This is a genomic window from Lyngbya sp. CCY1209 (assembly GCF_055795065.1).
In genome coordinates this window covers 1-24,097 of sequence record NZ_JAYFER010000680.1, presented here as the reverse complement: position 1 = coordinate 24,097, position 24,097 = coordinate 1, and the positions used below count along the sequence as shown (strand labels likewise).

Below are 24,097 nucleotides of genomic sequence, written 5' to 3'. Positions count from 1 at the left end.
GACATTTTTTGAGATTGGAGAAGAAACCGGGTTTCTAGGAGGGTGTCGGGTTGTTGATCGAGAGGTTGCCAAGAAACCCGGTTTCTAGAGCTGTCTCGCTGGGGGGAAGAAACCAGGTTTCTAGGAGAGCGTCAGGTTGTTTATCGAGAGGTTGCCAAGAAACCCGGTTTCTAGAGATTACAAATGTTTTAATACCGTCTCCAGGGTTTCCAACGGTTTGGCTTCGTGGGTGGCGGGGTCAAATTGAAAACGTCCTGAAAAGTTGGTTTCGCCGTACAGGTTGAGGGTGACGCAGGGTTCGTCCCCCACCGCTTCGACGGCGTGGATGGCCTCCGTCGTCAAACTGACAATTTCCCCCACCTCCAAAATCTGTTCCCCGACCGTTTCAATTTTATCGGGAAATTGGGCACTCGGCGATCGCATCCAAGTGATATTTTTCGCCCGTCCTTTCACCACCGCCAAAATCCCCCAAGTTCCGTGATTGTGAATGGGGGTGGAGGCGCCGGGTAACATGGTTTCCATTTGCAGGGTGAGGGGATATCCGGGTTCGTCGTATAAAAGAGCGATCGCGGTTTCTTTTCCGGGTTGGGGTTCCGGAATTTTTGTCGTCACCCAGTAGGTTTTCAGCATGAGTTTGCGGACCAGCCGCCGCAGGGATTGTAAAAATACGTCCTCTGTCTGGTCTTCTTCCTCGGCGACATCGAGAATGCGATCGACATCCGCGAGAAAGTGAAAGAGGCGATAGTCCTCGCACTCCGTCAGCAAATCCCACTGTTTGGGAGGGGGGCAACTCACCCATCGGCCGTCCCCCGAAATCAACCAATCTCGCTGCTGCATGGCGACCTCCCCCAAGCCACAAATTCTCACGATTCAGCGTCTCACGGCGATCGCCCCGATTTCTGTTCGCCATGAACTTGTCGGGGGAGAGAAAAAAAATTTGCGTAAAATTCTGTATTTCGGCCGATAGGTATGATAGGCGCGATCGATTTTGATGGGGGAGTGCGATCGCGTCCCGTTTGTATGGCTCGGCGCGATCGCCGTCCGATACCGTGATTTAGGAAACTTTACAGTAAAAAGTTCGGCACTGTTTGATAATAAAAGTATAAACCGGAGGAATTGGCCGCGTTTATGAGAAATCATTCAGCTTTTAAATGTCGCGATCGCCCGTCTGGCAAAGGCTTCGGACGTTCTCGGGGCGGGGGGTCGGTGGAAAAAGTGTTGCATCCTTTTTTAGAACTTTTGCCGGGGGAGGGGCGATCGAGATGGTAAATGCGATCGCGATCCAGTTCATTCTTTGGATTTTGGCCAATATACAGTGAGGTTTCACGATTGAGATGGTTAACTTTACAGCAAAAAATCAAGCTCTACAGGTCATCCAACAAGCTGTTTGGCATTTGGCAAATTGGGCAAACGCCAAGTTGCCACAGAATTTCAGCGTTTCAGAAGATAATCCGGCGATCGCCAGAGCCAAACAACTGTTATCTTGGACGGAGACAAGTCAGATTAAACCTTTGCATCTATTGTTTGATGCAGTTAATCTCTCCCAGGGACAATCTCAAAAGCATTATGTACCGCCTATCTCAATTCAAGATAGCGATCCGACAATTCCCTATCCCACAACCGAACCCGTTCAGCAAAACCAAATTGATAATCTACAGCGCCAAATTCGTAAAACCCTCGAGTCTTTAACCGAAGCAGATTGGAAAAATTTGTCCCTGCTAACCTTGATTTTAGAAAAATTCGGTTCTCATGTAGCGTTAGAATTTGACAACGTTGCCCTATATGATTTGGCAAAATCAACGGCTGCGATCGCGGCCATTATATCGGGCAACCCTCAAGCTCATAACATCAGTTTAATAGCGGGTGATTTGTCCGGCATCCAAGACTTTATTTATACAATTTCATCGGATGGGGCATTGAAGTCACTGAGAGCCAGAAGTTTTTATCTAGAATTGGTAACGGAAGAAATCGCTCAACAACTGCTCATCAAATTAAATCTACCTCGCACTAATATTATTTATGTTGGGGGTGGAAATTTATATCTTTTAGCTCCCGAGCAGAAAGAACATGAAAATTGCGTGCAAAAAATACGAGATAGTTTCAATGAATGGCTGATCGATGAATTTCAAGGTAAAGTATTTTTAAGCTTGGGTCATAAAAATTTTGATATCGCACAAATTAGCTCCGCCCAATTTTCTGAACAATGGGCAACCGTTACTCAAAACCTGGCTCAACAAAAAGCCCGCAAATTTGACCGTCATTTTGAGAAAGTTTTGGCAATTCAGGAAACTTACGAACCTTGTCGAGTTTGCCATCGAGATGATGAGGAAAACTTGCAACCGCTCAACGATCAAGAAGCCGATTCTGTTTTGGCTTGTCCGATCTGTCGGCGGATGTTTCGCCTGGGCAGTCAGCTTTTTCGAGTGGACGCTATCGTGCGATCGCCAATTCGAGATAGTCTTCCAAAATCCTTAGATCGTTTGCAAATAAAATTGCCAGATAGAACCGTTTGTTATCACTTATTTCGAGACAAGGAGCAAGTTGAAAATTTACGAGATTCGGAAACGGTTTTTTGGGTCAACAATTGGACAGTTGCCGATTATCAAAATCATAAATCCGTGTCTCTGTTGCTCGGCAACTATGCTCAAAATAGCCGGGAAGAATACGGGACAATGAGAGCCAATGAAATGGCAGATATTGCCCAAAAAGATGGTTGTATTCCTAGAATTGGCTATTTGCGAATGGATGTGGACAAATTAGGACAGATTTTTGCCAAAGGCTTGGGAAATAATCAAACCTTGCCTCGGTTGGCTGGTTTGTCACGACAGATGAGCTACTTTTTCAAAGTTTATTTAAATAGTCTGGCTCAATGTCGCAATCAAAATTTACATGATACCGTCGTTCAAAGATTGACGGGAGAGCGAAAAAATTTGGTATTTATTTATGCTGGAGGAGATGATTTATTCGTGAGCGGTGCATGGCATGAAGTGGTCGAATTTGCCTTTGATGTCTATCAGTGTTTTCGGGCTTATACAGGAAAACATCCAGACATCAGCCTTTCGGGTGGAATTAGCTTATCCGTACCCAAATTTCCTCTCTACCAAGCAGCCGAAGAATCTGGCAAAGCAGAAGAAAAAGCCAAAGCAAATGGTCGGGACAGCTTAGGATTGTTTGGCAGTGTCTTTAAATGGGATGAGTGGTTGGGAACTTCACCAGAAGATTTGCAAAATATGCAACGGAGTCAGCAGGATTACCTCGATCGCGAATTGCAAAATTATCTGTCTGGCGAAATGAAACCGAGTCTTTGGGGAGTTTTGCCATTTGTCAAACAATTGGATCGCTCTCTACAAATCAACTATTCACGAAGTTTTGTAAGGAATCTCTTGGCAACGGCAGAACTTCAAGATAAAATGATCAAAGAATCCGTCAAAAAATCCCAAAAGGATCAGTGGGATATCCGTTACTTTCTGCACTTGCCAAAAATTGCCTATACTTTGGCAAGGCTACCAGCCCAAGTCCGGAATCATCCTGATTTTGAACCGATTCGTACTTCCCTAAAGAACCCCTATAATGCTCCCTATTTTCGGGCGATCGCCACCTGGCTGGAGCTACTCAACCGTTCTTCAATTAACCGTGAATGAAATTTATCCATTTCAGATCATGTTCGTTATGAATACAGGCAGTTACTATGACCCCAAATAAACCTAGACGCAACCCACAAACTCAGCCTCAAATATCTCAAAGCCCAGAGCAAGAGATAATTAAAGCAATTCACCAGTTGAACAATCAGAAAAATGGGACTCTCAAAGATTACCCCATTCGAGATCTGGTGAAACACGCTGAAATTTTTGGACCCTATCTAAAAAACAAGAGGTTAGAAACCAATCAGATCCGCAAGTTTTTGGATGCAATTAATCGTTTGAAGGCAAAGCTGGCTCAAACTGAAGAAAATCAGAATCAGCTTTTTTCCGAGATTGAACCGGAAATTGTACTTCTAAAGCCCAAGTTGGCTTATGCAGCAGCCAGACAAGAAGCAGCCAAACCTTTAAGTGATGTTATGTCTGCTGCTATTGACCAGGTACACTCTTTAGAAGACTTTGAGCGATTAGTTCAATTGATCGAGTCTGTTATTGCTTATCATAAAGCCGAAGGAGGAAAATAATGACAGTTATTGAAAGACCTCAAAAACCATTAGTTGGTAAGTTGAAAATCACCGGAACTCTAATTATTGAAACAGGACTACATATTGGTGGTGGTGGAGAAACGTTAGAAATTGGAGGACTGGATAAACCTGTGATTCGCGACCCGGTGAGTCAGTATCCTTATCTGCCGGGTTCTTCGATTAAAGGTAAATTGAGGTCAATTTTGGAACGATGGCTGAATAAACCTTTAAACCGGGGTGGAGGCAGCGGAACATACCGCTATGAAAGTGACGATCTGGAAAGTGGTTATACAGAGATTCAACGGGATCAGTATGTTGAATATGAAGGGGCAAAAACTTGTCAGGTTAGCCGTTTGTTTGGCTCCACTGGCGGTTCTAGCTGTTGGATTCCCACTGAGATCGCCCAGTCACAAGAATTAGAGGGGCAGGGAACTAAAACAATTGATGGTGTATCTCATACAAAAATTAAAGGCAGAAATTGTCCGGCTCGTTTGATTGTGCGGGATTGCCATTTGACTCCGGAATCGGCAGAGCAACTCCGCAACATTGACACGGGGTTGTATATGACTGAGTGGAAGTTTGAGAACGGATTAGATCGGGTGACAGCCGCAGCGAATCCCAGACAATTGGAGCGAGTTCCAGCCGGATCGAAATTTACCTTTGAAATGGTATATACCGTCGAGGATGAAAGTCAGGCGATTGAAGATGTTAAAAACTTGGCGATCGCCCTGTCAATTTTAGAAGACGATGCGTTGGGTGGACACGGTTCTCGGGGTTACGGAAAAGTGAAGTTTGAGAACTTTAATTTTTCTTACCGCGATGCCAAACAATACGAAAATATTGCCGGTGGCAGCGGTACTTCTATTAACTTTCCATCTGTCAAAAACACTTCTGAGTTTTTAAGCCGATTTAGTGAAATCCAATCTCAGTTACCAGGAAGTTAAACCTAAGTTATGAGCAACTACAAGCGAGTTAGCCTGAATTTTGGACAACATTCTGCCCATTTTGGTGAAGTCGGAATTGGAGTTGAGGAAACGAGCGAGCGGGTGCGATCGGATACATTATTTAGTGCATTGATTGTTACCTACGCTCGCTTGTTTGGAAAAGATGCCGTCGAAGATTTACTGAAGTCTTTTGACCCATCACCTCCTTTTCGCATCAGTTCAACATTTGTTTATTATGATGACGGAAAAAATAGGATTGACTACCTGCCAAAACCGCTCAAATTTCCTCGGGGATATCCGGTAGGGAATGACTTGGAATTTGCCAAGACCTACAAAAAAATTCATTACTTGCCTTTGGATGTTTGGCAACGTTGGTATCAAGGTAATGGGTTTACGAACGACGATCGCACCGAATTGATTGGCTATACAAACAAGACTAAAACCTCTGGTTCTCTTAATAATGCGGGAATCTTTGACTATAGCCAAACCTATCAAATCCATAAAACCCCGAAAGTGGCCATCGATCGCACGACTCGGGCGACGAATTTCTACCACACTGGTTTTGTTCAATTCGATCGCTCCTGTGGCTTGTACTTTTTGATCGAGTTTATTAATGCCGATCAAGACCTAGAAAATCGACTTCACGCAGCCTTAAATCTGCTGGGAGATGAAGGCTTAGGTGGTGAGCGATCGAGTGGTGCAGGACAGTTTGAAGCGACCTGGTCGGATTTATCAGATACATGGAAAAAGTTGCTCAACTGTTCTCAACCAACTGACTACAGTTTAATCAGTTTGCTTTGGCAAACTCCCATTCCAGATACACTCCATGCCGATCGCGCCAGCTATGGAATCTTGGAACGAGGGGGGTGGATTTCCTCTCCCTTTTCGGGGCGACAACTGCGACGTAAAAAAGTGCGGATGTTTGTCGAAGGCTCGGTATTTCCCGTGCGTCCTGACGGACAACTGGCGGATGTCACTCCCTACCAATTTCAAAAATTGCATAAAATTTATCGGAGTGGAATTGCTTTTAGTTTGCCCATTATTCTCTATTGACAATCATGGTTGCTTCTTCTAATCTTTCCAAGCCTCAAGTTTACGAAACTCGAACGATTACATTATCGAGTCCCCTGCTGCATATTGGGTCTGCGGTATCTCGGCTGAACCCATTTGAATATGTTCAGACAAGGCAAAAAGTCTATCTTCCAGATCAAGAAGCTCTGGCAAGGGAATTGCGAAATCGGGGAAAATTGCAGGACTATATTGGTGCGATCGAGCGTCGAGAAGAACTGACCGGTATTCTTCAATCAGCATTTGGTGAGCGGTGGCACGATGCTGAAGATTCTGTGGGCAATCGCATTTTTCCAGAAGCTGCGATCGATGCTAAGTGGACGGATGAAAGAGTTACCGATTTACGACCGATGATTCGGAACGGATTCGGACAGCTTTATATTCCGGGAACCTCAATTAAAGGTGCGATTAGAACAGCGATCGCATATTACTTGCTCAAAAATGATCAGGAGTATGGAGTACCCAATTCTAACCGAGTGAGTGCGATCGAGCAAAGACTCAGGCAGCAGTTGAATAATGGAGAGTTAAAACAAAGGTCAAAGTGGGCAGATGATCGGCTATTCATGGATAGTTTATTTTCTGATTTTTCATTAAACTACCAAGGGAAATCGATTTCAGCCCGTACCGGGCCAAACACTGATATTATGAGAGCCGTCCAAGTCACTGATTCTCAACCTTTAATTAAAAGAAAGGTGACGCTCAAAAACAACAAAATAGTTACTTTTAACATTCCCGCTGTAGCTGAAGTTATCGTTTCCAGCCATTTTGAGGATTGGAATGCCAAATACAGAGCTTCTATTTATGCAGAGGTTGTCCGAAATGTCAAAACGACTTTTGCCTTGGCTCTGGATACTGAAATGTTGTCCTGGTTCAAGCACAAGCAAGGGATGAAAATTCCGTTTCACTCTGTAGATGAATTGCTGAATATCTGTCAAACTTTTGCTCAAGATCAGTGGGATGGAGAATATGATTATTGGGCGATGGTGAAAAACAAACGGCATCAAGGTAAAAATCTTGATTTTGAAGCGATTCGAGATTTTTATGAAAAGGAAGAATGTCCTTATAATTTGCGAATTGGCTGGGCAAGTGGCATGACGGGAACAACGGTAGGATGGCTTTTTAAGGATGATTTGCGAAAACAGATTCGAGATACTTGTGGGATTAGAGCGCCCAACTTTGAAGCTCCAAAATCTCGTCGTACTGTGGTCGATCCTAGAGGAGATATTAAATATGTTCCGGGGTGGGTCAGATTTAAGGGATAATTAATTGATGCTGATTCGTTCGACTTGGACATTGACGGTTTCCGAACCGATGACACTTCCCCGATCTTACGGCTTAGAGTTGGTCAAGCAACTTCACCATAAATTGGGGTTAGAAATTGGTGGCGATATTATCCCAGATACCAGCTTTTCGACCATTAGAGGGCGGTGCTGGGGAGCCGGAGATTTTATCACGTTTCAACCGGAAGAGTTTTATCGTCTCACATTTTCTGGGTTGCAAGAAAAAAGTTCTAAGGCGATCGCATCTCTCGACCTGTCCGATGGCTTAGAATTTTTGGGGACTAAATTTTCGGTTGGCGATCGCCAAGATCAGATCGCGAGTTACGAACAGCTTTACACAACCTTAGTCGCTAATGAGCCGGAACCCATCCGCGAGTTTCAGTTACAGTTTACAACCCCCACTGCTTTCGCCCAGCAATCGATCAAGCTTCCCCTTCCAGTTCCCGGACTCATGTTTCGGAGTTGGCTGAAATCTTGGAATAACTTTGCTCCCATTTATTTGGGTGGGGGAGAATTGATTGGTTATTTAGCAAATGCGATCGCAATCAAGCGTCATCGCATTTCGACTCAACTATTCCGCATCGGAAAAGACTCGGCGACCGGATTTGTTGGCGAAGTCACCTTAAAGGCGCTGTACAAAACCGATCCTTTACTGGCGAACGTCGCCAACTTGTTAGTTCAATATGCTCAGTTTTCAGGAACGGGGATCAAAACTCGCTTGGGAATGGGCCAAACACAAACTGATTAGAGGAGTCATTAATCATGGCAAAACAAATCACAAAAATCCTTTCTTTTTTAGGATTTAACTCTTACCAAGTCACAGAATATCAACATCCTACAAAGTCAATCTCTTTGAAAACAAAATACTATCAAGAGGCTTTAGCTGAATTTTATCAGCCCGACAAAATGTATATTTTCTTAACTCCAAAGGTTGAAAATGAATGTCCCGGACATAAAGAAAAAAAAGAAGATCGCTCAAATTGGCATCAACTTGAAGAACGATTGGCAGAGAAATTTCCAAACATCGAGATCGTCCCAGTCAAAAACATTCCCGAGCGCAATAGTCCAGAAGATATATGGACTATTTTCAATAAAGTTAATGAATGTTTAGAAGAAGGCGATCGCGTCATTTTCGACATCACACATTCATTTCGCTCCGTGCCGATTGTTGCACTGTTGGCAGTCAGTTATTTTCGAGTTGTACGAAATATTGCTATCGAAGGTTTGCTTTATGGCGCGTTTGAAGCAAAGGAGAATGGCATTACCCCCACGTTTGACCTTTTACCAGTGGTCCGCTTGTTTGACTGGCTCACCGCAACTGACCAGTTTTTAAAAACAGGGAATGGTCAAGACTTGGCGCAATTGCTACAAGAAGCGGAAGGTCATACGCAAGCATTGGGCGATCGCATTTTAGAAATTTCACAAGGTTTGCAGTTATTGCGTCCGATGGATGTGATGACGGCGGCGGCTGCATTACCAGAGGATATTGAACAGGCTAAACCAGATTTAGGAAAAGTTGTGCCACCATTTGAGATGTTGTTAAATCGGGTTGTAGATGAGTATGGTCAGTTTGCCTTAGAAGAACCGCAAAATTATCAAGACAATGGCAAGGCTGCATTGCAGAAACAGCTTTTTGAAATTGAGTGGTATGCAAAGAAGGGTCTAGATGTCCAAGCTATATCACTGGCACGGGAATGGCTACCTTCTCTCCTTTGTTATCATTTTGAACTCGATCCAATGGATAAACAAACACGCGAAGAAATGGAAATCCTTTGCTGTGGTGGTAAAGTGGGAGATCGGGAGTCCATTTACCGCAGTCAATATAAAGAAATTGAACAATCTAAACGTAAGACGATCAATCAGTTGTGGAACAATCCGCCTTGTAAGTTGGCTAATTTACGCAATGATGTTCTACATTCTGGATTTCGCAAAAATCCGAAAACTGTGGCAGAAATTAAGAACACCTTACAAGAAATCTTACAACAACTGAATCAGATTGCTGTAGCCTGGGAGATCATCGACAAGCCGAGCTAGAGTTTTAAAAATTGTCTAGGGGGTAAAAAAATGTGGCTTTATCATCGATATAAAGTCCGTCTATTCCTCTGGATAATTGACTCTAATTCTAATCTTCTCCTGCTCTATTATCTAATTTGCAACAACCATGAGAAACACGCTCATTTGCACCGTCGGAACCAGCCTCCTGAACAACCTAAGACGATCGCCCGATTCGGACATTCAGGACGCCTTCAACGCCCACAACTGGCAGCAACTCTCCCTGTCCCTCCTCGATCGCAGCAACTCCGATCGCCTCTGCGGGGCGGAAATTAACTCCATCGCCAGCATTTGCGACAAGGGGTTTTTGCCAAATCGCCTGTCCCTGATCTTTCTCGTCTCTGATACGGACGACGGCAGGGCGATGGGAAATTTGCTGAAACTGTATTTTGATAATAACAAAAATCCCCTGAAATTTGAACGGGTTGAGTATCGCGTTTTGGAGGGACTCCGGGATGATAGTGTCCAGGATTTTCGACAAAAAGGTTTGAAAAATTTGGTTCGGGAAATTAGCACCGAAGTCCGCAAGTTCTCCCCGGAAGCGATCGCTATCAATGCCACGGGAGGCTACAAAGCCCAAATTTCCTTCGCGGGGATGATCGGACAGGCGTTGGGAATTCCCGTCTATTACCTGTTCGAGAAGTTTTCGGAGGTGATCGAACTGCCGCCCCAACCCGTCGCCCTCGATTTGGCGTTTTGGTTGAACAATTATTTGCTGTTTGAATCTCTGGAAACGGAAAATATCGTCGAAGTTTCTAATCTCGAATTTTCCCTCGAAGATCCCTACCTTCAATCTTTGCTCGATCGCGAAGCGGATTTGGTCTGTCTTTCGGCAATGGGGATCTTATTCAACGAGCGATCGCGCCTGCAATTCGCCAAACAGGAAACGGCGATTTTGTCCAGTATTCCCCAAAATGACACCGTTCCAGATCGCAAACCTATCAGTTTGCGAGACGATCATGGCAAAGATATTCTGGAAGATTTTTCTAAAAAAATTCGCCGTTCTCCCTACGTCCTTAAGATTGTAAATTCTTTGCCATTTAACCCCAATCAAACCAACCCAATTCGGCGCACTACTGCCGATGGGATTGTCGAGTTCGTCCTCACCTGGACGGATGCGGGTTACGGTTTGTGCATCCAGACGACGGGGCGAAATCTGGCGGAAACCAACAGTATCGCCATCCACCTGAACCAGGAATTTGCCGAGTAAGCTGTTTCGGCTGAATCCATATAACTGGGGGTGGCTCAACAGCCACCCCCACAGTATTTATCTGTCTAAAAGATTCTGATCGCGTTGATATAAGGGCGATTGCGGGGGTTGCTGCACCCGTCCCTGGGTGTACAATTCCGGATCGTCAGACATCATCATTTCCCAGCCGTTGCGTCGCAGGAGTGAGAACAGGGTGCGATCGCCCGCAATTCCCGCAGCCAGAGAAATTCCGAACACGAAAGCCGTACAGATGATGACGGTAAACAATCCCAAAGGCGCGATAATTAAGAACACCCAAGTTGCGACGGCATTGGCGATCGCGACCCCGATGCTGCGATACCGGATCAGCGTCCGGGCACTGGAACGGTTCATGATTTTAGACCCCGATTTTCAATTGATTTTTTTCACCAACAATTATATGCTAAAAAAACGAGATGACCAACAATTGAAACATTCTGTTTAAATACTATAATTTTCTTTACATTATCGCCATGACCACCCTTTACCTGACCGAACCCCAAACCGTGGTTCGGTATCAGAATCAGACCCTAAAAATTGAGCAGTCCGAGAAGTCCACAACCTGCCGCCTCGCCGAAGTTGATTTGATCGTCATCCTCCCCGGCGTGCAGTTGACGGATGGCGCGATCGCCCAACTCCTCGATCGCGGCATCGAAACCATTTTCCTGCGCCGGGACGGGCGGTTTCGCGGGCGCCTCCAGGGGCACTTCGCCACCAACCCCACGGTGCGACTCGCCCAATATCGCGCCCTGGACACCACCTTCGGCATGGCCCTGGCCCAACGGCTGATTTTGGGGAAAGTCAGAAACCAGCGGTACGTCCTCCAGCGGCGCAACCGGGACACCGGGGGGCGCATCGGACAACTCACCGAGGCGATCGACACCATCGCCTCCTACCTCCCCCGCCTCAAACAGACGGAAACCCCCCTCGATCGCGACGAGTTGATGGGTGTGGAGGGGATCTGCGCCCGCATCTACTACCAAGCCCTGACCCACTGGTTCCCCCCCGAGTGGAAGTTCGGGGGACGCAACCGCCGCCCGCCCCGCGATCCGGTGAATGCCCTGCTGAGTTGGGGTTACGGCGTTTTGTTGGCGCGGATTTTTGCCGCCGGCGTCCAGGCTGGGTTCGACCCCTATTTGGGCTTTTTCCACGCTATTACTCCATTTCGCCCCAATTTAGTCCTGGATCTGATGGAGGAGTTTCGCCCCGTGGTGGTCGATCGCGCCGCCATCGCTTTGGTGAACGGCGGGTTGATCGATCCGAATGATTTTGAACCGGCGCCGGGGGATGAGGAGGGGGTCTGGTTGGGGCAGACGGTGAAAAAGCTGTATTTGGGGCAGTTGGAACGCCAATTTCAGGACTCTATTTTATATCCGCCCCAAAATCGGAAGTTGAAATTGAGTCAGATCCTGTTGGAACAGGCGCGATCGCTCGGCCGTTGTCTGGTGGAAACTCGCCTGGACTACGAGGCGTTTACCTTGCGTTGAGCAAAGCCGGTATTGATATCAAATCCGGCGAAAACTCCGCTGGGGGAGGATCTGCAATGGTCGGGCTAATCGGGGGATCTGCATCAAAGCCCCCAGAATTGGGGGTTTGGGGGCTAGAGCCGATGTCGGTTGGGTTGAGGAACGAAACCCAACAGATTATCCGGACACCATAGGACTGATGAATCAAAAGATCGGACTTTTGACTTTTAACGTTTTGAGGAATGATTATGGCGAATTTTTGGTTGGTTTGCTACGACGTCCGGGACGACAAGCGCCGCAACAAGTTGGCGAAGTTGCTCGAACAGCGATGTCAGCGGGTTCAGTATTCGGTGTTCGAGTGTCCCCTGGAGGAAAAAGTTCTGGAGGATTTATTAAATAAACGATGGCTGAGGGTTTTGAAGTTGGAGGAGGATAGCCTGCGGGCCTATCCCCTCAATCCCGCCACCAAAGCCCAGGTGAAGGTGTACGGCGGGCCGGCCCCCTACGAGCCGCCGGATTTTCTCATTTTGTAGGGGTGCGATCGCGCTATTTTTGAAAGTTTTGGGGCTGGAATGCTTGTGGGAAAATCGTTTCAGCTTTTGTGAAGTTATGTTGCTTTTTTTAAGAATGTGGCGCGACGAGCAGGGACGCGGGAGTTGATGTATCCGTCAGCAAGAAAAAGAAAATTTTGTGTTTTTGGGGGTTGACAGTCTCGCGCAAGGGCTGATACTATAAAAACCATCGAAAACGAAGAAATTTTCTCGCGACAACAAAGCCCGTAAAGTTTTGTTAAGCAGTTTCTCCGTGCTCTCGCGCAAACGCACCTTGAAAACCGCATAGCGTATAGTTTCCAAAGGTATAGGGTTCTTTCCTACCTATTCCCCGCAAGGGGACGGAAACATGTGGGGTGGATACCCCAGTGTGGGTTGCGTCGCGCCCAAGTTCTTTCCTACCTATTCCCCGCAAGGGGACGGAAACTCCTTGCAGATTTGGATTGACAGATAGCCAAGGATTCCAGGTTCTTTCCTACCTATTCCCCGCAAGGGGACGGAAACGCCCCTCCGCCCGGTCCCGTATTGTACAAATAACGGTTGTTCTTTCCTACCTATTCCCCGCAAGGGGACGGAAACCTTCTCGTAGGGACATCAGGACATGCCCGATCAGGTTGTCAGTTCTTTCCTACCTATTCCCCGCAAGGGGACGGAAACCGGTTGCCTTCCGGCACCGCCTTCTTGCCATACTCATACAGCAGGTTCTTTCCTACCTATTCCCCGCAAGGGGACGGAAACCTCCTCTCCAAATATGAATGATTTACCCCCCATCTTATGTGTTCTTTCCTACCTATTCCCCGCAAGGGGACGGAAACGACGTCGAAGTCTTCGTCGTCGTCCTCCAGGTCGTCCAGTTCTTTCCTACCTATTCCCCGCAAGGGGACGGAAACTCCTCCAGGACTTCGGAGTCTGTTTCCAATACGTAGCGGTATGGTTCTTTCCTACCTATTCCCCGCAAGGGGACGGAAACGGAGGTTCCCTTCTTCGAAGCTTCCTCCTCAATCGGAGTTCTTTCCTACCTATTCCCCGCAAGGGGACGGAAACTCGTTTCTACCAGGGCACAGCCCCGGTAGGACCACACGTTCTTTCCTACCTATTCCCCGCAAGGGGACGGAAACCAGCCGGGATACTGCTTTATTCCTAGAGAAGTTCTTCAGTGTTCTTTCCTACCTATTCCCCGCAAGGGGACGGAAACTAACCTTATTTGATGCTCTTTATGAAGTCTTCAGCAGGTTCTTTCCTACCTATTCCCCGCAAGGGGACGGAAACGTAGGCGTCGTGGCGGCATGCCTGTGTTGAAATCAACTTGTTCTTTCCTACCTATTCCCCGCAAGGGGACGGAAACCTACGACACCTTGGAGGCCGCAGAACCACTGCAACCATTCAGAGTTCTTTCCTACCTATTCCCCGCAAGGGGACGGAAACAAAACTTGGAGCCCCTTCTCGGGGGTCTGCATCTGGACCCAGTTCTTTCCTACCTATTCCCCGCAAGGGGACGGAAACGGAGTCTCGGCCTGAGACGTTCTTCCAGGTCGGAAGCTTGCGAGTTCTTTCCTACCTATTCCCCGCAAGGGGACGGAAACTCTTGATAAACATCAGAAGGGGTCTCTACTCCCTGGTTCTTTCCTACCTATTCCCCGCAAGGGGACGGAAACTCGGCTTGGACGGACCTTGGCCTTTTTCACCCCGATGCTGTTCTTTCCTACCTATTCCCCGCAAGGGGACGGAAACATCACCCCGCCGTGACCATCGGAGGTCCGGCGCATCGTGTTCTTTCCTACCTATTCCCCGCAAGGGGACGGAAACGAGAAACAAAGGAACGCAACAAAGAGAAGAACTGGAAGCTTTCGTTCTTTCCTACCTATTCCCCGCAAGGGGACGGAAACGCGAGGGGCGGGCTTCATGAGTTTCTCGATGATGGACGCGGTTCTTTCCTACCTATTCCCCGCAAGGGGACGGAAACGGACGGTCATCAGTGCTTGAAGGGCCGCTTTTTTCTCGGGTTCTTTCCTACCTATTCCCCGCAAGGGGACGGAAACTAGGGTTAACCATGGTATTTGCCTCTATTTTGAACAAGTTCTTTCCTACCTATTCCCCGCAAGGGGACGGAAACTTATACCGAGATTTTCGGTAGAATGTTAAAATCATTAGTTCTTTCCTACCTATTCCCCGCAAGGGGACGGAAACCTCCATCCCTTCTGAAGAGATGTCGACTCTTTCAAAGACGCCGTTCTTTCCTACCTATTCCCCGCAAGGGGACGGAAACGACTGAATAGCCGGAAATCCTCTAGCCGGGAACCTCGGTGTTCTTTCCTACCTATTCCCCGCAAGGGGACGGAAACAAGTCGTGGCGGTACGCCTCCTCCCACCGGGCACGGACGTTCTTTCCTACCTATTCCCCGCAAGGGGACGGAAACATCCAAGCTACTGATAAACACTTGAGAAAACATTTTGTTGTTGGTTCTTTCCTACCTATTCCCCGCAAGGGGACGGAAACGTCGTTTCGATGAGACTACATCCACGGTAGGACCAGTTCTTTCCTACCTATTCCCCGCAAGGGGACGGAAACTTGCCATCGCTGACACGGGTCATTGTCTGGAAGTTCATGGAAAAGTTCTTTCCTACCTATTCCCCGCAAGGGGACGGAAACTCCGGCGACACAATATAAGACAACTACATAGTTATATAATCAATTAAGTTAACTACCAATTCCCGGTCAGGAGACAGAACTTTAAGCAAAAATCGCCACACATTTGCAGCCCAAAATACGGGCAAATTCACAATATAGCCGTGTCAAATGTTCGCAAAATTTCCAGCCGATCAAAGCCCCCAGAATTGGGGGTTTGGGGGCAAAAAAAATTAAAATAACTTCCCATTACTATCGTCGAAGCGAAAGAGTCCGATCGCCCGCTGGAAACGAAAAATTGACGGCGATCGCTCTGACGAATGCCATGATTTCAGCAATAATAAAAAACGGTTACGAACCCACCGGACACACCGTCAAACAGCGCGTGCAACTCTTACAAACCGCCATGTCCACCTGTCCGGTTGCCATCGGGTTTTGGGGACATTTTCGCACGCAAACCATGCAATCCGTACACCCCCCCGCCTCCGGCCGGCGACTCGATATTTGCAGGGGATAATCGGTTTTCAATCCCGTCAAAATCAACCGGGGGCCGAACCGGGGATGGACCAACAATCCGTAGGGACTCAGATTCCCCAAACCCGCTTCCACCGCCAGACGCGGCAAACTGAGTTGGGGCGAGAGGGGATCGAACGGTTCGGCCCGATATCCCGCCTCCCGCACCCCCCGCGTCACCTTTGACAAAAAAACTTTCGCCCGCGCGAAGGCCGTCGGATCAAAATCTTTCCCCCGCCAACGGTGCACGAAAACCAACGTTTCTCCGACTCTCGCCACATCGTCCGTTTCTGCTGTAATAAATGTGTCGATATCCGGCGGGGGGGTTTGGCGGGACTCCCATTGGGAGGTGAAAAAATAACCGGGCGATCGCACCAACAATAACCCCATCGGCATCACGGTGCCGAACACCCGAAGCAAAGTTTCATTCGTCGTCGCCGGTATGGTTTGAATTTCCCGCCGCTTCACTTGTCCTATCTTCTCTTCCTCCGAATTTCTTTTTTCTCGACGATCGCCCGCGCGATCGCCCCGTTGAAATGGGGAATTTCGGCGATCGCTCTCAAAATGCCCCGACCCACCCCTATCCCGTTTGATGACTAAAATCCTATATAATTATAACAAAAGAACCCGAAACGGTTCCGCGATCGCCCACAACGGACATTCACAGGAGACAATCGTGAAAAATTATCCCGAAATCGGCAAAAACTTCATGGCCGGAAGCAAAGAACTGGCCAAGGCCGAACCGGAAACGATGAAGGCCTTCAAATCCTTGATGATAGCCACCTCCGCCAAGGACGGCGCCCTCTCCCACAAGACGAAAGAAATGATCGCCCTGGCCCTCGGCATCGCCGCCCGCTGCGACGGTTGCATCGCCCACCACCTCCACGAATGCATCGAAGCCGGCGTCACCCGGGAAGAGTTGGTGGAAGTGATCGGCGTCTGTCAACTCATGGGGGGCGGTCCGTCCACCGTCTTCGGCGCCGACGCCCTGATGGCTTACGATCAGTTTATGGCTGAAAAGGGCTGATCTCGAAGTTTTATAGCAGTTGTCGATCTGTTGCGATACGGTTCGATCCGCCATTATCCCCCTTCAAAAGGGGGACTTTGACTCTCCGTAGCTGACTCATTTGAGAAACACCCGATCGTAATTTTAAATAGTCCTCCCCTTACCAAGGGGAGGGTTGGGTGGGGGCGATCGCATCTCGAACCCCACTGCATTCATCCCCACGGATAAACTGGGAAAAAGGCGATCGGCTATGCGATCGAATTGAATTTCGAGGAGGCGTAATCGGAACGTATGGAAAAAATGCGATCGGATTTTGCGTAAAAGTTGGCATTGCGGCCGATAGGTATGAGAGCACCCCGCATCGAGGTGGAACTGTCGGCGGTTTGGTTTTGATGGGAGGGTGCGATCGGCCTCCGAAGCCGTGATTTATAGCAACAGACTGCAACGGTTCGCACTGATCTGCCAATTTGAAACCCGCCTTGAAATTCATTTCAAGGCTCATAGCAAAAGTCCACTCAAGTGGACTCGGGACAGGCAATTGTATCCGAACTGCTACGGTTGCTATATAAAAGTTTACATTCAAAAGTCAATCAATGTTAGATAATAAAATATAAACCGGAAGAATTAGTCGCGTTTATGACGGATCGCTCGGATCGGAAAGGCGCGATCGGCTTGTCGTGATATGATTGTGGCGTTTTAAACCAAGCGTTGCCTTCAATCAAAAAAACGAATCAATTCAATTAGAGGAGAAACTCAAAAATGGCAATCATGATTCCATCTCCTATTCCTGCAAAAGCGAGTGAAGGAGAAAAAAAACTTTATGAAATATTGCGCGATCGGTTAGACGATAACTTTTATGTTTGGTATGAACCTCTGCTGAATAGTCATTGTCCAGACTTTATTATTTTAGGTCCCGATTTAGGATTGTTAGTAATCGAAGTGAAAGGTTGGTATTCTAATCAAATTAGGGAACCATCAGATACTAATACTTTTCAAATTGTTTCTTTGAAAGATGATGTAGAAAGTGTAGAGTGGCAAAAATCGCCTTTACGACAGGCGAATGATTATCTAGATAAACTATTAAATAATTTGCCCAAATATCGAATTCTCCAACAGCAGCAAGGTAAGCATCAAGGAAAAGTGGCATTTCCGATAGGTTTGGGTGTCATCATGTCAAACATTAACTATAAAAAAGCCACCGAGACTGATTTAGATAAGATTCTTCCTTATCCCCAGGTTGTCTATCGAGATGAGTTTTTAAATTGGCAAAACTTATCGACGGAAAATTTGTGCGATCGCTTGCGACAAATGTTTGTAAAAGCTTATTTCAATTTTGAACCACTAACATCAGATCAGATTAGTACAATTAAAGGCGTTCTCAATCCCGAAATGGTGATTAGAGATGAACCAGCAAAAACGACCAGTGTTAGAGGTAATTTTTATCCTTTACCTGATGACAAAATTCTGAAAACTCTAGATGCAAAACAAGAGAATTTGGCGCGCAGAATTGGAGAAGGACACCGGATTTTCTTTGGTGTTTCCGGATCTGGAAAAACTTTGCTTTTATTGGCTCGTGCCAAATTAATCCTCAATAATAATCCCCATGCTAAAGTTTTAATTGTCTGTTTTAATGTTAGTCTAGCATCTTACTTGCGATCGGTTATCAAAAATTCAGTCGTCGCAGATCAACAAAATAGAATCCTGGTAGAGAACTTCCATGAATGGTCAAAAATTGTAACTGGCAAATCCTTAGGCAGTCAACCTGGAATCAATTATGATGAATACGTAGGTCAAGAGACTTTGAAAGCGCTTTCACAAAAACACAGTCAAAAATGGGATGCAATTTTAGTCGATGAAGCTCATACCTTTGTACCAATTTGGTTTCGCTGTTGTGTTCAGGCATTAAAAGATCCGGAAAATGGAGATTTAATGATTGTTGCAGACGGTAGCCAAAGTCTTTATAAGCGAGACGATTTTACATGGAAGGAAGTTGGGATTAAAGCTGTAGGTCGAACCATTAGCAAGCGATTTGATTTAGACAAAAATTATCGTAATACTCAAGAAATTCTATCAGCAGCATGGACGATGCTTCATCATTCTGTGCCTCAAGATAAAGTCTCAGAAACTGATGAAATTACTTTTCCTATCGTTCTTCCCAGCCAAGCTCAACGCTCAGGTACTCGTCCAGAAGTTTATGTGACAGGTTCTTCTCGAACTCAAGAACAAGTGGTGACAGAGGAAATCAAAAAATTATTAAAATCTGGAAATTATCAACCAGAAGATATAGCTGTAATTCACCGTCAATCGAATAAAAAACAGATGAATATTTTTCAACAATACCTCGCCCAAGCCAATGTTTCATTTTATTGGGTTAGCAAAGGTCAGCAAAGTAAGAAGAATTATAGCCAAAGTCGTCCGGGTATTCGATTAATTTCTAGTTTATCATCTTTGGGTTTAGAGTTCAAAGCAGTTTTTATTATTTGGATGGAAGATTTTGCCCAATGCTCTGATAGTAGTGATGGGAGTATTCTTGCTCGTCGTCAGCTTTATGTATCCATGACTCGTGCTCAAGAATTATTGAAGTTGTTTATTTGTCAAGAAAATGCGTTAATCCGAGAGTTCAAAAATGACAAAAAATTTGATTTTGTTTATTTGTGATTTTTTCACAATTTATCGTTGATTAATTTTGGGGTCAATTGAAAATGATACAAGTTGGAAGAATCAAATGGTTTGGCGGTTTTAATACCCAAAGGGGAGTTGAAAACAACTATGGTTTTATTGAACGAAAAGGCGAAGCAGATTTATATATACACAAAAGTCAAGTAAAATGTGAATGTAGTAATTTAGTGGCGGGTAAACTTGTCAAGTTTGATTTGGGTTTCCATCCCTATAATCATCGAGAACAAGCTCAAAATTTAGAATTACTTAAATTATCAGAAGAGACGGCTTGTAATGTACTCCAAGCTTGTTTTGAACATCAAGACCCAAAAATATGGCAACCCATTATTAACCGATACTTATCGATGTTATCGGCTAATGAAATTAAAGATCAACTTATCAAAAAAATCAACAGTATCAAGCCTGAACAGCAATTGAGCTTGATCGAATCTCTTTCCCCGGAGTTTTTGTGTTCTCCTGATTTAAGAAATATTAGAGATTCTTTGCCTACAGACAAGCATCTACAGATATGCAAAAAAATGCTTCCTGCGGATGTTAACGGACAAATATCCCAAGAATTGAGAGAAGAAATTATTGGAATTTTGGACTCTGGGATTCATAATATTGATCGAGAATTATCAGAAACTATTGGGTTGTTTATCCCCGAACATCCTTATTTTAAAAAAGAATTGGGAAGGGATTATCTCAATAAATTTGGGATTAAATATTTGTATCACATGACACATATTTCCAACTTAAATTCGATTTTAGAAAATGGCTTGCTTTCTCACAATCTTTCTCATCAGGGTGGGTTTATAAAAACAGATATTTCCATGCAAGAAGCTCAGTCTTGGAGAACAAGATGGCATGGTCATGTTCCTTTTTATTTTAATCCCAGAAATACCATGCTCTATAAAAGACGGGATCTTCAAGATGAGATTGTCATGCTTGGCATTGATCCGATGTTAATCTTGGAAGAAGGAACATTGTTTTCTGATGGAAATGTAGCAGCGGTTGCTACAAATGTTTATCATGACCTAGCCATGCTAGAACAACTACCTTGGACAATCATAAAAGGACGTTCATGGAATGATGAAGATCCGGCAACAAAACAAAGGTATAAAATAATTATGTGTGCAGAAGTGTTAGTACCTGACCGAGTAAATGTGCAAAGCATTCTTAAGATATTCTGTAGATGGCCGTTTCAAATGCCAGCAGTTCGAGAGCTTATCCCTGATTGTGTTAACATATCGGTAGAAGTCAATCGTTCTCTATATTTTTGAGAGTTGCTAATGATTAAGTACACAGATACAACGGTGTTTAATGTGGAGTCCCAAACTATTGTCAATACGGTCAATTGTGTGGGAGTTATGGGAGCGGGTTTGGCTTTGGAATTTAAACTTCGCTATCCAGATATGTATGAAGACTATCTCAACCGATGCAAGCAAAAACAAGTTCGGGTCGATCATCCTTACCTCTATCGAGGTTATGAATCGCCTTGGATCATGAATTTTGCGACCAAAAATCATTGGAAGTATCCTTCAAAACTAGAGTGGATAGAACAAGGATTAACTTACTTTGTTGACAATTATGAAAGAGCAAAAATTGAATCAATTGCATTTCCGAAGCTGGGTTGTGATAAAGGAGGGTTAAATTGGCATGATGTTCGAGAAGTTATGGAAAAATACTTGAGTGATGTTGACATAGATGTTTACATTTGCTTGGATCGGGAATCTCATGCTAGTGGAACAGAAGGTTTGATGGTTGAGATGCTGAATAAAAAAAATAATCAATTCTGGATTTCTAAGTTAAAAATCCGCAGCAATATTGTCGATAAAATAAATTCAGCTTTGCCAATTCAACGTTTTCGGCAGTTGCAAAAAATTCCAGGAGTTGGTAAAAAAACTTATGAAGATATTTTTAAGCTGTTGTACTCAAAATCTCAATCCGAGATGGCTAAGAACCTACACTCTGACAAACAATTAACTGGTGGAGACAGTGAAAGAGAACCAACCCAACTACAATTGCTATTTTAATTACAGACAATTCTTTTCTTGTTGGGACTGACGCGACGGTAACATATTCCATTCCATTCTCTATCAGGGGGGGCTGTTTCGCACTTTACGATCGCCCCCTCTCCACCCCATCCCCCCATACAAAATACTCCGGGGCTTGACATTTTGCAGAAAAAGTGCTAGGTTCAACAGCTAATCCAAAATCCCAACGCCAAATCAAAAGACGATCGCACCCTATTGAAATTGCGAGTTATCCAACCTTTAATCAAAAACGAAATAGGCTAATCCAATTTTGGGGCAATTGCTGAAAATACACCCAAAGAATCGATATGTAGGACTTTGAAAAGCCCTTGTAATCAACTTTTGACTTTTGACTTTTGACTTTTGACTTGCGCGTAGCGCTATACTCGTCTGAAGCGTAACACTCGACAGCATGAACCAAACCCCCACCCCCGCTTCCGACCCCGCCGGAGACATTCCGAACCCATTTGATGTCCTCGTCGTCGGCAGTGGCGCCGCCGGACTCTACGCCAGCTTGTGCCTGCCCTCCCATCTGCGGGTGGGGTTGGTGACGAAGGACAACCTCGAAAGCGGTTCGAGTCCGTGGGCTCAGGGGGGCATCGCCGCGGCTATCTACCCCCCCGACACGCCAAACCTGCACCTGGAAGATACCCTCAAAGCCGGGGCGGGACTGTGCGATCGCGAGGCGGTGCAGTTTTTGGTGGACCACGCGGCGGAGGCGATCGCATTTTTGGTCAACCTGGGCGTCGATTTCGATCGCAAGGGGGAAAAATTGGCCACCACCCTGGAAGCCGCCCACTCCTTCCCCCGAGTCCTCCACTCCCGCGACACCACCGGACGGGCGATTGTGGACGTATTGATGGCGACGGTATTGGAACGCCCCAACATTCAGGTGATCTCCCAGGCGATCGCCCTGAGTCTGTGGCTGCACCCCGAAACCGGCCGCTGTCAGGGCATCAGCCTCCTCTGCGACAACCAAATTCGCTGGATGCGGGCCAAAGCCGTGGTCCTGGCGACGGGGGGCGGCGGCCAGGTGTTCGCCAAAACCACCAACCCCGAAGTCAGCACCGGGGACGGGATCGCGATCGCGTGGCGGGCGGGGGCCGCGGTTCGGGATCTGGAGTTTGTCCAATTCCACCCCACCGCACTGATGAAACCGGGGGCGCCCCACTTTTTGATCAGCGAAGCGGTGAGGGGAGAGGGCGCCCATTTGGTCGATCGCGAGGGGCGGCGGTTCGCCTTCGACTACCACCCCTCCGGGGAATTGGCGCCGCGAGATGTCGTCAGTCGGGCGATCTATCTCCACTTACAAAATACCGCCGAAAATCCCGCCGAAGCCAACGTTTATTTGGATATGCGGCCGATCGCACCGGACAAAATTCGCCGCCGGTTTCCGAATATCATCCAAGTGTGCCAGCACTGGGGAATCGACGTTTTCAACGAGTTGATGCCCGTCGCCCCCGCCGCCCACTATTGGATGGGGGGAGTCGCCTGCGACGTGATGAACCGCACCTCGATTTCGGGATTGTACGCGATCGGAGAAACGGCGAGCACGGGGGTGCACGGCGCGAACCGGTTGGCGAGTAATTCCCTGCTGGAATGTTTGGTTTTTGCCTCCCAGTTGTCGAAGATTGAAAGCGATTTAAATAAGGAGATGAATGGCACAGCCGAACCGTCCCCGGAAACGGTCGAAATCGACGATCGCCCCGTCCCATCCGGCGACCGCATCGCCAGTTTGCGGCAGGATTTGGCAGCTTTGATGTGGGATAGCGCCGGAATTTGTCGCACCCGAGAGGTTTTGGAAGCGGCGATCGCCACCGTCGAAGGTTGGCGAAAGGAGGTGGAAAACCTGGAAATCAGCCCCTATTTACTCGCTCCAAATCCCCAAAAAACCGTCCGATTTACATCCCCGGAAACCGGCAAATATCTGAAGTCCGTCGCCGAACTTCTCAACTTATTAGATATCGCCCATTTAATTTTAAAAAGTGCTGCATTCCGCACCGAAAGCCGCGGCGGACATTACCGCTTGGATTATCGGGAAACCCGGGAAGATTGGCAGGTTCACACGGTTGTTAAGGGCGATCGGTGTACGTCCGTGCCCACGGGGATGCGGTATCAGGAAGAAATGATCCGATCTTGATATTTTGGGAGAAGTGAGGATCGTCCGAAATTTTTACCACAGAGGCACAGAGGACACAGAGAGAGGATGTGTGTTCACCTAAATACATACCGCTATAGCAATGAGAAATAATTGGGAAGTTTTCTGTCCCCCAAAACCACCAATTATGAGGGCTTGGAATGGGTGAGATGAGTCCACTTGAGTGGACTTTTGCTATCAGCCTTGAAATTCATTTCAAGGCGGGTGAGTTCTGAGAACTCCTCATATCAAATCCGGTTGAATGCCCGGAAACAAACGGGTTGGATATCAACACCGCTTGGGAATCAATTCCCGAGGGCGCAAGCCTTGCGCCCCTACCAGCTCAAATCATCTAAAGATGATTGGGGAG

Annotated in this window: 18 protein-coding genes and 1 CRISPR repeat array; of the genes, 15 read left to right on the top strand and 3 right to left on the bottom strand. The window is 46.5% G+C overall.

The window, feature by feature from the left end:
* Nucleotides 1-177: 177 nt before the first annotated feature.
* Nucleotides 178-867 (bottom strand): cysteine dioxygenase family protein, encoded by a 690-nt coding sequence (locus AC0QHF_RS28075; protein ID WP_324707583.1) that lies wholly within the window; start codon nt 865-867, stop codon nt 178-180.
* Between the two features lie 467 nt (nt 868-1,334).
* Here AC0QHF_RS28075 and cas10 point away from each other — a divergent pair, with 467 nt between their 5' ends.
* The 8 genes from cas10 to AC0QHF_RS28035 all read left to right on the top strand — a co-directional run bounded on the left by cas10 (nt 1,335) and on the right by AC0QHF_RS28035 (nt 10,716).
* Nucleotides 1,335-3,641 carry a type III-A CRISPR-associated protein Cas10/Csm1 gene (gene cas10, locus AC0QHF_RS28070; RefSeq protein WP_324707582.1) on the top strand — a complete coding sequence of 769 codons (2,307 nt, stop codon included), beginning with the start codon at nt 1,335-1,337 and terminating at the stop codon, nt 3,639-3,641.
* A gap of 47 nt (nt 3,642-3,688) precedes the next feature.
* Nucleotides 3,689-4,162 (top strand): type III-A CRISPR-associated protein Csm2, encoded by a 474-nt coding sequence (csm2, locus tag AC0QHF_RS28065; protein ID WP_324707581.1) that lies wholly within the window; start codon nt 3,689-3,691, stop codon nt 4,160-4,162.
* Nucleotides 4,162-5,106, top strand: a complete 945-nt coding sequence (gene csm3, locus AC0QHF_RS28060; RefSeq protein ID WP_324707580.1) for a type III-A CRISPR-associated RAMP protein Csm3 — start codon at nt 4,162-4,164, stop codon at nt 5,104-5,106. The genes csm2 and csm3 overlap by 1 nt, the downstream gene beginning before the upstream one ends.
* A gap of 9 nt (nt 5,107-5,115) precedes the next feature.
* On the top strand, nt 5,116-6,159 hold the full coding sequence (gene csm4 / locus AC0QHF_RS28055) for a type III-A CRISPR-associated RAMP protein Csm4 (RefSeq protein WP_324707579.1): 1,044 nt from the start codon (nt 5,116-5,118) through the stop codon (nt 6,157-6,159).
* A gap of 5 nt (nt 6,160-6,164) precedes the next feature.
* Nucleotides 6,165-7,436: a type III-A CRISPR-associated RAMP protein Csm5 gene (gene csm5 / locus AC0QHF_RS28050; protein WP_324707578.1), complete on the top strand. Its 1,272-nt coding sequence runs from the start codon at nt 6,165-6,167 to the stop codon at nt 7,434-7,436.
* Nucleotides 7,437-7,443: 7 nt separating this feature from the next.
* Nucleotides 7,444-8,202, top strand: a complete 759-nt coding sequence (gene cas6 / locus AC0QHF_RS28045) for a CRISPR system precrRNA processing endoribonuclease RAMP protein Cas6 (RefSeq protein ID WP_324707577.1) — start codon at nt 7,444-7,446, stop codon at nt 8,200-8,202.
* Nucleotides 8,203-8,216: 14 nt separating this feature from the next.
* Nucleotides 8,217-9,488, top strand: a complete 1,272-nt coding sequence (gene csx2 / locus AC0QHF_RS28040; RefSeq protein ID WP_324707576.1) for a TIGR02221 family CRISPR-associated protein — start codon at nt 8,217-8,219, stop codon at nt 9,486-9,488.
* A gap of 127 nt (nt 9,489-9,615) precedes the next feature.
* Complete coding sequence (locus AC0QHF_RS28035) at nt 9,616-10,716, top strand: putative CRISPR-associated protein (protein ID WP_324707575.1); 1,101 nt, start codon at nt 9,616-9,618, stop codon at nt 10,714-10,716.
* A gap of 57 nt (nt 10,717-10,773) precedes the next feature.
* Here the strand turns inward: AC0QHF_RS28035 and csx18 are convergent, their stop codons facing one another.
* On the bottom strand, nt 10,774-11,088 hold the full coding sequence (csx18, locus tag AC0QHF_RS28030) for a CRISPR-associated protein Csx18 (RefSeq protein WP_324707574.1): 315 nt from the start codon (nt 11,086-11,088) through the stop codon (nt 10,774-10,776).
* A 119-nt stretch (nt 11,089-11,207) separates the two neighbouring features.
* Here csx18 and cas1 point away from each other — a divergent pair, with 119 nt between their 5' ends.
* Both cas1 and cas2 read left to right on the top strand, forming a co-directional pair.
* Complete coding sequence (gene cas1, locus AC0QHF_RS28025; protein ID WP_324707573.1) at nt 11,208-12,221, top strand: CRISPR-associated endonuclease Cas1; 1,014 nt, start codon at nt 11,208-11,210, stop codon at nt 12,219-12,221.
* Between the two features lie 227 nt (nt 12,222-12,448).
* The gene (cas2, locus tag AC0QHF_RS28020; protein WP_324707572.1) at nt 12,449-12,733 is read left to right on the top strand and encodes a CRISPR-associated endonuclease Cas2; all 285 of its coding nucleotides are present in this window, start codon (nt 12,449-12,451) and stop codon (nt 12,731-12,733) included.
* Between the two features lie 330 nt (nt 12,734-13,063).
* Nucleotides 13,064-15,401: a CRISPR direct-repeat array (repeat unit 37 nt; unit sequence GTTCTTTCCTACCTATTCCCCGCAAGGGGACGGAAAC).
* Nucleotides 15,402-15,728: 327 nt separating this feature from the next.
* On the opposite strand, the gene AC0QHF_RS28015 is transcribed toward cas2, so the two are convergent.
* Nucleotides 15,729-16,358 (bottom strand): hypothetical protein, encoded by a 630-nt coding sequence (locus AC0QHF_RS28015; RefSeq protein WP_324707571.1) that lies wholly within the window; start codon nt 16,356-16,358, stop codon nt 15,729-15,731.
* A 208-nt stretch (nt 16,359-16,566) separates the two neighbouring features.
* Here AC0QHF_RS28015 and AC0QHF_RS28010 point away from each other — a divergent pair, with 208 nt between their 5' ends.
* The 5 genes from AC0QHF_RS28010 to nadB all read left to right on the top strand — a co-directional run bounded on the left by AC0QHF_RS28010 (nt 16,567) and on the right by nadB (nt 23,730).
* Nucleotides 16,567-16,917: a carboxymuconolactone decarboxylase family protein gene (locus tag AC0QHF_RS28010; RefSeq protein ID WP_324707570.1), complete on the top strand. Its 351-nt coding sequence runs from the start codon at nt 16,567-16,569 to the stop codon at nt 16,915-16,917.
* Nucleotides 16,918-17,655: 738 nt separating this feature from the next.
* On the top strand, nt 17,656-19,554 hold the full coding sequence (locus AC0QHF_RS28005; protein ID WP_324707569.1) for a nuclease-related domain-containing DEAD/DEAH box helicase: 1,899 nt from the start codon (nt 17,656-17,658) through the stop codon (nt 19,552-19,554).
* Between the two features lie 44 nt (nt 19,555-19,598).
* Nucleotides 19,599-20,837 (top strand): DUF4433 domain-containing protein, encoded by a 1,239-nt coding sequence (locus AC0QHF_RS28000; RefSeq protein ID WP_324707568.1) that lies wholly within the window; start codon nt 19,599-19,601, stop codon nt 20,835-20,837.
* Nucleotides 20,838-20,846: 9 nt separating this feature from the next.
* A complete protein-coding gene (locus AC0QHF_RS27995) occupies nt 20,847-21,590 on the top strand; it encodes a macro domain-containing protein (protein WP_324707567.1) in 744 nt (247 codons plus the stop codon).
* Between the two features lie 412 nt (nt 21,591-22,002).
* Nucleotides 22,003-23,730, top strand: a complete 1,728-nt coding sequence (nadB, locus tag AC0QHF_RS27990; protein ID WP_324707566.1) for an L-aspartate oxidase — start codon at nt 22,003-22,005, stop codon at nt 23,728-23,730.
* The last annotated feature ends 367 nt before the right edge of the window (nt 23,731-24,097 follow it).